Source organism: Pseudidiomarina mangrovi (assembly GCF_003999375.1).
In the GTDB taxonomy this organism is placed as follows: Bacteria; Pseudomonadota; Gammaproteobacteria; order Enterobacterales; family Alteromonadaceae; genus Pseudidiomarina; species Pseudidiomarina mangrovi.
The window spans coordinates 96,917-108,080 of record NZ_RJLC01000014.1 but is presented as its reverse complement, the minus strand read 5'-3'; the positions used below and the strand labels follow the sequence as shown (position 1 = coordinate 108,080).

Annotated in this window: 14 protein-coding genes; 10 read left to right on the top strand and 4 right to left on the bottom strand. The window is 51.2% G+C overall.

Features of this window, described 5'->3' with window-relative positions; all coding sequences use genetic code 11:
• Positions 1–3: 3 nt before the first annotated feature.
• Positions 4–1,536 (bottom strand): 2,3-bisphosphoglycerate-independent phosphoglycerate mutase, encoded by a 1,533-nt coding sequence (gpmI, locus tag EFO84_RS06260; protein ID WP_127347194.1) that lies wholly within the window; start codon positions 1,534–1,536, stop codon positions 4–6.
• A gap of 85 nt (positions 1,537–1,621) precedes the next feature.
• On the opposite strand from gpmI, the gene EFO84_RS06255 reads away from it, so the two are divergent.
• From EFO84_RS06255 to gpsA, 3 genes are read left to right on the top strand one after another with little or no spacing between them, the layout of a single operon-like run.
• Positions 1,622–2,131: a rhodanese-like domain-containing protein gene (locus EFO84_RS06255; RefSeq protein WP_240642654.1), complete on the top strand. Its 510-nt coding sequence runs from the start codon at positions 1,622–1,624 to the stop codon at positions 2,129–2,131.
• A 58-nt stretch (positions 2,132–2,189) separates the two neighbouring features.
• The gene (gene secB, locus EFO84_RS06250) at positions 2,190–2,696 is read left to right on the top strand and encodes a protein-export chaperone SecB (RefSeq protein WP_127347193.1); all 507 of its coding nucleotides are present in this window, start codon (positions 2,190–2,192) and stop codon (positions 2,694–2,696) included.
• A gap of 23 nt (positions 2,697–2,719) precedes the next feature.
• The gene (gpsA, locus tag EFO84_RS06245; RefSeq protein WP_127347192.1) at positions 2,720–3,772 is read left to right on the top strand and encodes an NAD(P)H-dependent glycerol-3-phosphate dehydrogenase; all 1,053 of its coding nucleotides are present in this window, start codon (positions 2,720–2,722) and stop codon (positions 3,770–3,772) included.
• Here gpsA and slmA read toward each other — a convergent pair.
• Both slmA and coaBC read right to left on the bottom strand, forming a co-directional pair.
• The gene (gene slmA, locus EFO84_RS06240) at positions 3,747–4,280 is read right to left on the bottom strand and encodes a nucleoid occlusion factor SlmA (RefSeq protein ID WP_127347441.1); all 534 of its coding nucleotides are present in this window, start codon (positions 4,278–4,280) and stop codon (positions 3,747–3,749) included. The genes gpsA and slmA overlap by 26 nt on opposite strands.
• A 61-nt stretch (positions 4,281–4,341) precedes the next feature.
• Positions 4,342–5,589 carry a bifunctional phosphopantothenoylcysteine decarboxylase/phosphopantothenate--cysteine ligase CoaBC gene (gene coaBC / locus EFO84_RS06235; RefSeq protein WP_127347191.1) on the bottom strand — a complete coding sequence of 416 codons (1,248 nt, stop codon included), beginning with the start codon at positions 5,587–5,589 and terminating at the stop codon, positions 4,342–4,344.
• 144 nt (positions 5,590–5,733) lie between these two features.
• Here coaBC and EFO84_RS06230 point away from each other — a divergent pair, with 144 nt between their 5' ends.
• The 7 genes from EFO84_RS06230 to cysN all read left to right on the top strand — a co-directional run bounded on the left by EFO84_RS06230 (position 5,734) and on the right by cysN (position 10,496).
• Entirely contained in the window at positions 5,734–6,000 is a 267-nt protein-coding gene (locus EFO84_RS06230; protein ID WP_127347190.1) for a hypothetical protein, read from the top strand.
• Between the two features lie 91 nt (positions 6,001–6,091).
• Complete coding sequence (gene radC / locus EFO84_RS06225; RefSeq protein WP_127347189.1) at positions 6,092–6,769, top strand: RadC family protein; 678 nt, start codon at positions 6,092–6,094, stop codon at positions 6,767–6,769.
• Positions 6,770–6,969: 200 nt separating this feature from the next.
• Positions 6,970–7,206 (top strand): 50S ribosomal protein L28, encoded by a 237-nt coding sequence (rpmB, locus tag EFO84_RS06220; protein WP_127347188.1) that lies wholly within the window; start codon positions 6,970–6,972, stop codon positions 7,204–7,206.
• An 11-nt stretch (positions 7,207–7,217) separates the two neighbouring features.
• On the top strand, positions 7,218–7,373 hold the full coding sequence (gene rpmG, locus EFO84_RS06215) for a 50S ribosomal protein L33 (RefSeq protein WP_086433484.1): 156 nt from the start codon (positions 7,218–7,220) through the stop codon (positions 7,371–7,373).
• A gap of 126 nt (positions 7,374–7,499) precedes the next feature.
• Entirely contained in the window at positions 7,500–8,096 is a 597-nt protein-coding gene (gene cysC / locus EFO84_RS06210) for an adenylyl-sulfate kinase (RefSeq protein WP_127347187.1), read from the top strand.
• Positions 8,097–8,191: 95 nt separating this feature from the next.
• Positions 8,192–9,097 carry a sulfate adenylyltransferase subunit CysD gene (gene cysD, locus EFO84_RS06205; RefSeq protein ID WP_127347186.1) on the top strand — a complete coding sequence of 302 codons (906 nt, stop codon included), beginning with the start codon at positions 8,192–8,194 and terminating at the stop codon, positions 9,095–9,097.
• A gap of 1 nt (position 9,098) precedes the next feature.
• Entirely contained in the window at positions 9,099–10,496 is a 1,398-nt protein-coding gene (gene cysN, locus EFO84_RS06200; RefSeq protein ID WP_127347185.1) for a sulfate adenylyltransferase subunit CysN, read from the top strand.
• Here the strand turns inward: cysN and EFO84_RS06195 are convergent.
• Positions 10,493–11,119 carry a 2OG-Fe(II) oxygenase gene (locus EFO84_RS06195; RefSeq protein ID WP_127347184.1) on the bottom strand — a complete coding sequence of 209 codons (627 nt, stop codon included), beginning with the start codon at positions 11,117–11,119 and terminating at the stop codon, positions 10,493–10,495. The two genes, cysN and EFO84_RS06195, sit on opposite strands and share 4 nt — an antisense overlap.
• Positions 11,120–11,164: the final 45 nt, after the last annotated feature.

Below are 11,164 nucleotides of genomic sequence, written 5' to 3'. Positions count from 1 at the left end.
GGGCTACTTCACAACCATAATAGGCGAGCCAGTCATTTCTGGCGGCTGCGGTAAGCCTAGTAAGTGCAGCATGGTAGGCGCTACATCAGACAAGCGCGCACCATCACGTACTTGCGCCTCGCGGCCGACATAAATAAATGGCACCAGCTCACAGGTATGCGCAGTATGCGATTGACCGGTGCTATGGTCGTGCATTTGCTCGGCATTACCGTGATCGGCGGTAATCAAACATTCACCGCCCACTTGCTGCAACGCAGCAACCACGCGGCCAACACACTGATCGACCGCTTCAATGGCTTTAACTGCTGCGGCAAAATTGCCGGTATGGCCGACCATATCGCCGTTGGCATAGTTACAAATAATCACGTCGTGGCGGCGCGCTAGAATAGAATCCACCAGCGCATCGGTGACTTGTTCGGCGCTCATTTCAGGCTGTAAGTCATAGGTAGCGACATTGGGTGATGGCACCAAAATACGTTCTTCACCGTCAAACAGCTGCTCGCGGCCACCGCTGAAGAAAAAGGTGACGTGGGCATATTTTTCGGTCTCGGCAATGCGTAATTGACTGTAGTCATGCTGTGCCAGCCAATCACCTAATACGTTATTGAGGTTCTCAGTCGGGTAGGCAATAGCACCGGTTAAATCGCTGGAATACTCGGTCAGCATCACATAATGCGCCAAGGCTGGCTGCCGTTGCCGTTCAAAGCCGCTAAAGTCGCGATGTAAAAAGGCTTGGCTGATTTCGCGCGCGCGGTCGGCGCGAAAGTTCATAAATACCACACTATCGCCATCGACAATCGGCGCACCACCGGCAATCAATGTTGGTTTGACAAATTCATCACTTTCATCGCGTTGGTAAGCCTGCTGCAGGGCACTACTTGCGCTCTCGGCATTTAGCGCCGCGTCGGCATCCACCAATAAGCGCCAGGCTTGCTCAACGCGGTCCCAACGCTTGTCACGGTCCATAGCAAAGTAACGGCCACACACCGAGGCAAAGCGACCCACACCAAGGCGATTAAACGTGGCTTCGCAGCGCTCGATTGAGGCAAGTGCTGAACGCGGCGGGGTATCGCGGCCATCCAGGAAGGCATGCAAGTAGATTTGGCTAGCACCGCGTTGTGCCGCCAATTCAATCATCGCCACGATATGGTCCTCGTGACTATGCACGCCACCTGGCGATAACAAGCCCATAATATGCACTGCACCACCGTTTAAAATGGCGTCATCGACCGCTTTGGTGAGTACTGGATTGCTATAAAAGTCGCCATCAGCAATGGCTTTGCTGATACGGGTGAAGTCTTGATAGACAATGCGACCAGCGCCTAAATTGACATGGCCTACTTCTGAATTACCCATTTGCCCATCAGGCAAGCCAACGGCCATGCCTGAGCCGTCCACCAAGGTGCGCGGGTAACGCGCCCACAGCGCGTCCATGTTGGGGGTGTTGGCCGCCGCAATGGCGTTGTCTTGAGTTTCTTCGCGATAGCCCCAGCCATCCAAAATCAGTAGTGCTAATGGGGTGTGAGATTTAGCCATGACATCCTCAGCGCTCAACAAAGCATCAAATTAGGCCACCATTTTATGTGATTTTCGCTGCTAACGCACCCGTTGTCGGAGCTAAATGCCGCCAAATTTTGCTGGTATTGGCGATTGCAGCAGGTATACTCTTCTGCGTGATTTTTTCAGCTGGAGTTATTCATCGATGGAGCAAATCCTCGCTTTCGCCGCCGACCACTATTTTATGAGTATTTTGTGGGTGGTGTTACTGCTTGCAATCATTGTCACCACCATTCAAGCGAAGCTGTCGCCGGTGCAATTACTGCAACCGCAGCAAGCTACCTTGGCGGTCGACCGCAACAATGGCGTGTTTGTTGATATTCGCTCAATCGATGAGTTTCGTAAGGGGCATATTTCTGGCGCCCTCAACATCACCGCTGAGCGGATCCGGAAAAATGACACCAACGCACTTGAGAAGTATAAATCAGCCCCCATTGTTGTGGTATGTGCAACCGGAATGACGGCCAAAGCGTCTGCAACTGCGTTGAGCAAAGCTGGTTTTGAAAAAGTGGCGGTCCTGCAAGGCGGTATTTCAGCTTGGCAAGGTGCTAGTTTTCCATTGGTTAAGAAATAACCAAAGGCTTTAGGCCACACCCATTTTTAATTTTAATTTATCTATAGGAAGTATGAGCATGGCTGACGAACAGCAAGTAAATGGCGCTGCAGAAGCAAACGCACAACCACAGCAACAAGCATTCGCAATTCAACGCATCTATACCAAGGATGTATCCTTCGAAGCACCTAACGTGCCAAGTATCTTCCGTAAAGAGTGGCAGCCAGAGTTAGGTTTAGACCTCAACGTTAAAAACACCAAAATTGAAGACAACGTGTACGAAGTGGTCCTGAAAGTGACTGCCACCAACAAAATTGGTGATGACGTAGCCTTCCTGGCCGAAGTTCATCAAGCCGGTATCTTCACCATTTCAGATAGCTTAGAGCCAGCGCAAGTGGCGCAGTTGTTAGGTGCATTCTGCCCGAACATCTTGTTCCCATATGCGCGTGAGTGTCTTGCTAGCTTAGTAAGCCGTGCCAGCTTCCCGCAATTGAACTTAGCGCCGGTTAACTTTGACGCTGTGTATGCTCAGCATTTGCAACAGCGTGCACAACAACAAGCTGAAGCTGCTAAGCTTGACGCCTAAGCAATTGGCTCTTTACGCCGCTTATGCGTAATACGCAAGTCACCGTGCTAGGCGCCGGTTCTTACGGAACCGCCCTAGCACTTTGCTTTGCCAGACGGGGTACGCCGACCTGTTTGTGGGGTCGTGATAGCGACCAAATTGCTGCTATGGCGGCACATCGGCAAAACGCCCGTTACCTGCCCGGCGTGCAATTCCCTGATACCCTCACCGTCACCGATGACTTGGTGGACGCGGTGAAAGATGCTCGCAACATTGTGGTGGTGGTGCCAAGCAGCGCCTTCAAACAATTGCTGCAAGATATCAAACCGCATATTGCTGCCGACGCCCGCATCGCCTGGGCCAGCAAAGGGCTGGAGCCCGAAACTGGACGCTTGTTATTTGAGGTGGCAGAAGAGATCCTCGGTACTGAGCATGCCTTAGCCGTGTTGTCTGGGCCAACCTTTGCTATGGAAATGGCCAAAGGCTTGCCGACCGCTATTTCTATGTCGTCAACTGATCCAAGCTTTGTCGATGATTTATCCGAATTACTGCATTGCGATAAAAGCTTTCGGGTGTATACCAACGATGATTTCATTGGCGTGCAGCTCGGTGGCGCGATCAAAAACGTGATTGCCATTGGTGCCGGTATGGCCGATGGCATTGGCTTTGGCGCCAACGCCCGTACGGCACTGATCACCCGCGGTTTAGCCGAAATGACGCGGTTAGGCCTGAAGTTAGGCGCACGGCCAGAAACCTTTACCGGTATGGCAGGCTTAGGTGATTTGATTTTAACCTGCACCGACAACCAATCGCGTAATCGGCGCTTAGGCTTGGCACTGGGTCAGGGTAAAAGCGTTCAGCAAGCCATGAAAGAAATTGGCCAAGCCGTGGAAGGCTATCGTAACACCCGTGAAGTGTTGGCGTTAGCAAAACGCCACGGTGTGGAAATGCCAATCTGTGAACAGATGTACAATGTGCTGTATGGCGATACCACACCGCAACAAGCTGCGATGAATTTGCTTAGCCGGGCGCGCACCTCTGAAACCGTTGCGAGCCCAGCCAATACGCCGATCACGCCAGTAATTGGCGAGCCATAACCTGCCATTGCTCAGCAAAGTGCTCGGTTGGCGGGCGCTTAAACTCTGAGCGCACAAACTGGGCAATTTTACCTTCGGCATAAGCCATCAACAGATTAGCTAGCAAGCCCTCGTCGACACTGGTTTGTACCTGTTCGCGCAGGCGCCGTTCGCGCAATGCTTGTTTGATGTTGGCTTCGATCTTGTCGAATAAGCCGCCTACGCGGCTACGTAACCGTTCATGTTCACCGAGTAAGGCATCGCCGGTGAGCACGCGGGTAATGCCAGGGTTGCGCTCAACGAAGGTGAGCAGCACCCGAACCATCAGTTCGCAGCGTACTAAGGTATCTTTCTCGCGTTCCATGATTTGGTTGATGTTGGCTAAAATAGCGCTTTCGGTGAACTCAATCAGACCCTCAAACATCCGCGCTTTAGATGGGAAATGTCGGTATAGCGCTGCTTCTGATACACCCAATTCGGCGGCTAAGCGAGCGGTGGTGATACGTTGGCCAGGGCTAGTCTCTAACATAGTCGCTAGGGCGCCGAGAATTTGCTGTTTTTTATCTTGTTTCGCGACCACGCAAAACTCCTTATGGTTGAGATGAAGTGGCTGCCATTAAGCCAGCGGCGTGCTGCAAAATAGCGATAGCAATAGCAGACTTGCTGGCTTTCTCTAATGTGCGTTGTTGTATTTGACCGGCTGGGTCGTGCCAAAATAATTGCATGGCATTGTCGTCGCTATTGAAGCCAATGCTGCTATCGCTGACATTGTTGGCAGCAATTAAGGCGAGTTTTTTGGCCTGCAGTTTACCCGTGGCATAGTGTTCAAGCTGCTGTGTCTCGGCAGCAAAGCCAATGGTAAACGGGGCATTTTTACGGGCCGCGACGGTAGCTAATATATCGGGGTTCTTGACCAACTCAATGTGCATCTGGTCATGTTGCTTTTTAATTTTGTCAGCGCCAACCTGGCGTGGCCGATAATCAGCAACGGCAGCACAGCCAATAAAGATATCTGCCGCGTCAATATGCTGTTCAACGGCTGCCAGCATATCTGTGGCGGATATCACATCAATGCGCTTAACCTGCGCTGGCGTAGGCAACTGACACGGGCCTGCCACTAGGGTCACCGTGGCACCCAGTTGCTGCGCTGCGGCGGCTAAGGCAAAGCCCATTTTGCCCGAGCTATGGTTACTGAGATAACGCACCGGATCGATAGCTTCGCGGGTAGGTCCTGCGGTGATTACCACCTGTTTGCCAGCCAACACCGGGGTAACCGGAGTTAATGCTGCGGCAATCACATCACGCAAGGTCAGCGGCTCCGGCATGCGGCCAGCACCGACATCGCCACAGGCTTGGCTGCCGCTATCCGGCGCAATGATTTGTACACCACGGCTGCGCAGTGTGTCGCAGTTCGCTTGCACTGCGGCATGGGCCCACATTTGTTGATTCATGGCGGGTGCGACCAGCAATGGTGCCGCAGTGGCCAGACAAATAGTAGTCAGTAAGTCGCTGGCATGACCATGAGCTAATTGCGCGAGAGTGTTGGCGCTGGCCGGTGCGATCAGCACTAGGTCGGCCCATTTGGCTAATTCAATATGGCCCATGGCCGCTTCAGCGTTCGGGTCGAGCAAGTCATGGTGTACCGGGTTACCCGATACCGCTTGTAGGGTAAGGGGAGTAATAAAGGCTTGCCCCCCTTGCGTCATCACGCAGCGCACATCGGCGCCCCAATCTTTTAAGCGCCGCACGAGTTCTGGGATTTTATAAGCCGCTATGCCACCACTAATACCAATCATGATTTTTCGATTCAGTAAGGGTTGGGCCTGACATACACTCATAGTAAGTCCTTACATTTTTAGTCGTTACTTAAGATAACACAGGCTTGAAAAAAAGGAATGTTAGTGTTTTGTTACATATTAATGCTGGTATTGATCTAAAAGTACAAGTAAGGTAAGAGGGCTTAAATCAATTAGGACGAAACTATGAAAGCAACTATTGGAATAGTCAGTGCAGTTCTGCTGTTAGCAGGCTGTTCAAGCACTACAGAAGAGCAATTAGAGGACGGTTATTCTCGGACTTTAAATGCCGCAGGAGAAGTCACGCATATCTGTCGTAGCGAACAAACTGTCGGTACGAACTTTAAAAAGCGTAGCTGCCGCTCGTTGAAGCAACTTGAACAAGATCGTGAAGATGCGCAAGAGTTCATGCAGTACTATCAAGGGCAAATGCTAACCCCTGTACAAAACTAGTATACTGGTGCAGACCAGCGCGCTAACTAAGCCACCGTTCGGTGGCTTTTTTTTGGGCCGCTATGGAAGCAATCGATGCAGGGAGAGCAAGATGACAACAGTTAACCAATGGCCGCAGCAGGAAAGACCCCGCGAGAAAATGGCAGAATTAGGCGTGGCGACGCTATCCGATGCCGAACTGGTGGCGATTTTATTAGGCACCGGAATGCGTGGCAAAGATGTAGTGACCTACGCCCGTGACTTACTAGCCGCTTTTGATGGTATAGGAGGTATGCTCGCCGCCCCCGCCTCAGCCTTGCTAGAACAGCCGGGCATGGGCCCAGCCCGGGTCATGCAGTTACAGGTGGTGATGGAAATCTCACGGCGCTATTTAGCTTGGCAATTGCGCCGTGCCGATGGTTTTACCCAGCCGTCCATGGTACGTGACTATCTGACCGCACAATTACGCCACCAAGAACGTGAAGTGTTTGTGGTGTTACTGCTTGATAGTCAGCATCGTTTATTGAAATACGTTGAGCTATTTCATGGCACCATTAATGCGGCTCCAGTGTACCCGCGCGAAATCATTAAACTGGTAATGCAGTACAACGCCGCAGCGGTGATCTTGGCACATAATCATCCGTCGGGAGTGGCGGAACCAAGCCAGGCGGATCAACGCGTCACAGAGCGCTTAAAACGTGCACTAGGGCTGATCGATGTGGCACTGCTGGATCATTTTGTGATTGGCTCGGGTCACCCGGTATCCTTTGCTGAACGCGGATTGCTATAGAAATACTAGCGCTTTTGTGCGCTTTCGAGTAAAGTAGCGCGGCTGTATACCTTGATGAACAGAATGATCAGAAAAGATCAAAAAAAAGCCGCGATCACTTGATTGCTGGGCCGATTTGCTGTATAAAATGCGCCCTCGGATTCAAGGCAAGGCCGCGATGGGCGACAGGCGAGCTTGAAGCAATTTTGGAGTAAAAAACGATGTCACGAGTATGTCAAGTTACAGGCAAAGGCCCAGTAACAGGTAACAACCGTTCGCACGCAAACAACGCGACCAAGCGTCGTTTCCTGCCGAACCTTCAGTCTCACCGCTTCTGGGTAGAATCAGAAAAGCGTTGGGTTAAGCTGCGTATTTCTACCAAAGCAATGCGCATTATCGATAAAAATGGTATCGACGCTGTGCTTGCAGATTTGCGCGCCAGCGGCGTTAAAGTGTAAGGAGTTAGACCATGCGCGATAAGATCCGTTTAGTTTCTTCTGCCGGTACTGGTTTCTTCTACACCACCGACAAAAACAAACGTACTATGCCTGAAAAAATGGAAATCAAAAAATTCGATCCAGTGGTTCGTAAACACGTGATTTTCAAAGAAGCCAAAATCAAGTAATTGATTTGCTTTTTAATCAGCTCGTACCGAAAAAGCCAGTTCTTAGCGACTGGCTTTTTTGTTGCTGTTATCTGGCAAAATCCTCGTTATGATAACCCAATCAAAGGCTGATAAAAGGAATCGGCAATGACCGCAAGCATTGTCTGGCATAATCATCAAGTGAGCGCCGAGCAGCGCGCCCAGCAGAAGCAGCAGCAGCCGCTGGTGATATGGTTTACCGGCCTCAGTGGCGCGGGCAAATCGACCCTTGCTAACGCGGTCGATCAGCTGTTACTGCAGCGCCAGCATCACAGCTATGTCATAGATGGTGATAACCTTCGCCATGGCCTCAATCGCGACTTATCCTTCAGTGTTGCTGATCGCAGTGAAAATTGCCGTCGTATCGGTGAGCTGTGTCAGCTCTTCATCGATGCTGGCTTAATCGTGTTAGTTGCTGCCGTAAGCCCGTTACGTGCTGACCGTGATGCGGTACGACAACGGCTGCCACAGGGGCGCTTTGTTGAAGTCTTTGTTGACGCTTCATTGGCGGTATGTGAACAGCGTGACAGCAAGGGGCTGTATCAACGTGCACGGCGTGGCGATATCAGCGACTTTACCGGAATTAGTTCACCTTATGAGCCGCCACTGACGCCAGAATTGCAGCTCAACACCATGACGCTCAGCAGTGAGCAAGCCGCGCAACAGGTGATCGACTACCTCAGTCAGCAGCAGTTTATTCGCTAACAGCATTTCACTGACAAATAGGCGCTGCCGCTTCCCCTCGCTGGGCAGAACCGCTAAGCTAGATGCATTGCACTTTAGAGCAGAACTAACAAGCCATGGCGCCAAAGCTGACCCATTTAAAACAACTGGAAGCCGAATCGATTCACATCTTCCGTGAAGTCGCAGCCGAATTTCAGCGCCCGGTGATGCTATATTCGGTCGGTAAAGACAGCTCGGTACTCCTGCATTTGGCCCGTAAAGCCTTTGCTCCAGCAGCGCTGCCATTCCCACTGCTGCACATTGATACCACCTGGAAATTCCGCGAAATGATCGCCTTTCGTGATCGCATTGCTGCGCAACACGGTCTGCAATTGTTGACTCACACCAATCCCGACGGGCTCAAGCAGGGTATTAATCCGTTCACTCACGGCAGTGCTGTGCATACCGATATTATGAAAACCCAGGCGCTCAAACAGGCTCTTAATACCTATCAATTTGATGCGGCTTTTGGTGGCGCGCGTCGTGATGAAGAAAAATCGCGAGCGAAAGAGCGTGTGTTCAGTTTTCGCGATACCAAACACCGCTGGGACCCGAAAAATCAGCGCCCAGAATTATGGAATATCTATAACGGTAAAGTACATAAAGGCGAGAGTATCCGCGTGTTTCCACTGAGTAACTGGACCGAGCTAGATATCTGGCAATATATTTACAGTGAAAATATTGCTATTCCCGACCTGTATTTGGCCAAACCACGGCCAGTGGTGGAGCGTAATGGTCAACTGATTATGGTCGATGACCAGCGTATGCCATTGCAGCCGGGTGAGACGCCGCAGCTGAAGTCAATTCGCTTTCGTACCCTCGGCTGCTACCCGCTCACCGGAGCGATTGAATCGACCGCGGCAACACTGCCAGAAATTATCCAAGAAATGTTGCTAACCACCACCTCAGAGCGCCAAGGCCGTGCCATTGACCATGATAGTTCGGGCTCCATGGAGAAAAAGAAAATAGAAGGGTATTTCTGACATGAGCCACGCCTCGCCGTTGATTGAGCAGGATATTTTGCGCTACCTGGAACAGCACGAGAACAAAGAGCTGGTGAGCTTTATTACCTGCGGTAGTGTGGATGATGGCAAGAGCACGCTGATTGGCCGACTACTGCATGATAGTAAGTTGATCTATGAGGATCAATTGGCCGCCATTAAGCAAGCCAGCAAGGGCGCCAGTAATGAGCTTGATTTATCGCTACTGGTGGACGGCTTACAAGCGGAACGCGAACAAGGCATTACCATTGACGTCGCCTATCGTTATTTCAGCACCGACAAGCGTAAATTTATTATTGCCGATACTCCCGGCCACGAGCAGTACACCCGTAATATGGCCACCGGCGCTAGCACCTGTGATCTGGCCATTATCTTGATAGATGCGAGCCGTGGCGTACAAACCCAAACCCGCCGACATAGCTATATTGTCAGCTTGTTGGGGATTCAGCATGTGATTGTCGCGGTGAATAAAATGGATCTGGTGGGTTATAGCCAGCAGGTCTACAAAGCGATTCAAGATGACTACCTGAAATTAGCCGGACAATTGAACAGCCCAGATATCTATTTTGTGCCGATTTCAGCGCTGGCTGGCGACAATATTGTAACCCGCAGCAGTGCCATGGACTGGTTCCGTGGCCGCACCTTAATGGACTATCTAGAAACCATTAGTATCAGTAGCGCTGCAGAGCATGATGATTTTCGTTTTCAGGTGCAGTATGTCAACCGCCCGAACGCTGATTTTCGTGGTTACGCCGGTAGCATCAGCTCAGGGCAAATTCGGGTGGGTGAAACTATTCGGGTGATGCCCAGTGGTAAAATTTCCATCGTCAAAGAGATTGTTACCTTTGATGGGTCTTTAGCCCAGGCGCAAGCGCCGCAAGCTATCACGCTGACACTCAATGATGCTATTGATATTAGCCGTGGTGACATGATTGTGAAAAAGAACGCCTTGCCGCATAGCGCCAGTAATTTCCGCGCTAAGGTGGTGTGGATGCATGAGCAGCCGCTGGAGATCCAGCGCAGTTACTACATTAAGCTTGGTAGCAAGCTAACCAGTGGTGAAGTCGACATGATTCACTATCGCGTTGATGTGAATAGTTTGAACGAACTACCTGCTGAACGGCTAGAGCTCAATGAAATCGGTTTGCTGGATTTTAGCGTGCAAGAGCCGGTGGTCTTCGATAAGTATCCAATCAATCGCAAAACTGGTGCGTTTATTATTATTGACCGTGTCACCCATGCCACCGTTGGGGCCGGCATGATTGAACAGCCGTTAGTGACCAGCAGCACCGTAGTGCATCAGACCTCGGCGTTTGAGCGCTGGTTAAATCGTTGGGTGCGGCGACATTTCCCGCATTGGGGTGCCAAAGAAATCAGCTAACGGCTCGGGTCTATCACGCCACCGATACTGTTATTGTGACGAAACCAGCCGGTAATGCTGAAGCGGTCACGCTGCCCCGGCAGCACTTCGTGGACAAATTTTTCACTCAGAAACAGCACCAATTTGCCGGCTTCAGGTAACACCGTCTCCAGCACACTGCCATCACTGGCATAGATCACCAATTCACCGCCATCGTTAGCCTGCCAGTCTGGGTTCAAGTACAGCACACTGGTGAGGATACGGTTACTGCGGCCCTTGAAGGCATCCACATGCTTGCGATAAAACGCGCCGGGTGGGTAGTGGGCAAGGTGACACTCGTAGTCAAACAGCCCCATAAACAATTCATAGTTGATCAGTAGCCGCAACTCATCCATGACCGCCAGGTAACTGGCTTCGGCATTATAATCGCGGCTTAGCCAGCGAATTTTATCCTGCCGCACGGTGGTATTGGTGGTGTATTGATCAGCGCGGCCAATACCGGCCTGCTGCCAGTCGTGATGAGCTAATTGTTGGGCGTAGTGATACAGCTGCGCGCTGCTGTCGGCGCCTAAAAAGTTAGGCACAATCACATAGCCGTGTTGCACCAAATGGTCGAGTTGTGGCGTTAATTGGGTGGTCTGCATGGTGCCACTGATCCTCATCGCTAGTGTGCGCGAATATAGGGTAGA

Bases quoted from the DNA above. Each gene is read 5' to 3' on its own strand.
- rpmB (WP_127347188.1), top strand. From the start codon at position 6,970: ATGTCACGAGTATGTCAAGTTACAGGCAAAGGCCCAGTAACAGGTAAC.
- EFO84_RS06255 (WP_240642654.1), top strand. From the start codon at position 1,622: ATGCCGCCAAATTTTGCTGGTATTGGCGATTGCAGCAGGTATACTCTT.
- EFO84_RS06230 (WP_127347190.1), top strand. From the start codon at position 5,734: ATGAAAGCAACTATTGGAATAGTCAGTGCAGTTCTGCTGTTAGCAGGC.
- cysC (WP_127347187.1), top strand. From the start codon at position 7,500: ATGACCGCAAGCATTGTCTGGCATAATCATCAAGTGAGCGCCGAGCAG.
- secB (WP_127347193.1), top strand. From the start codon at position 2,190: ATGGCTGACGAACAGCAAGTAAATGGCGCTGCAGAAGCAAACGCACAA.
- cysN (WP_127347185.1), top strand. From the start codon at position 9,099: ATGAGCCACGCCTCGCCGTTGATTGAGCAGGATATTTTGCGCTACCTG.
- gpsA (WP_127347192.1), top strand. From the start codon at position 2,720: ATGCGTAATACGCAAGTCACCGTGCTAGGCGCCGGTTCTTACGGAACC.
- slmA (WP_127347441.1), bottom strand. From the start codon at position 4,280: ATGTTAGAGACTAGCCCTGGCCAACGTATCACCACCGCTCGCTTAGCC.
- gpmI (WP_127347194.1), bottom strand. From the start codon at position 1,536: ATGGCTAAATCTCACACCCCATTAGCACTACTGATTTTGGATGGCTGG.
- EFO84_RS06195 (WP_127347184.1), bottom strand. From the start codon at position 11,119: ATGCAGACCACCCAATTAACGCCACAACTCGACCATTTGGTGCAACAC.
- cysD (WP_127347186.1), top strand. From the start codon at position 8,192: ATGGCGCCAAAGCTGACCCATTTAAAACAACTGGAAGCCGAATCGATT.
- rpmG (WP_086433484.1), top strand. From the start codon at position 7,218: ATGCGCGATAAGATCCGTTTAGTTTCTTCTGCCGGTACTGGTTTCTTC.
- coaBC (WP_127347191.1), bottom strand. From the start codon at position 5,589: ATGAGTGTATGTCAGGCCCAACCCTTACTGAATCGAAAAATCATGATT.
- radC (WP_127347189.1), top strand. From the start codon at position 6,092: ATGACAACAGTTAACCAATGGCCGCAGCAGGAAAGACCCCGCGAGAAA.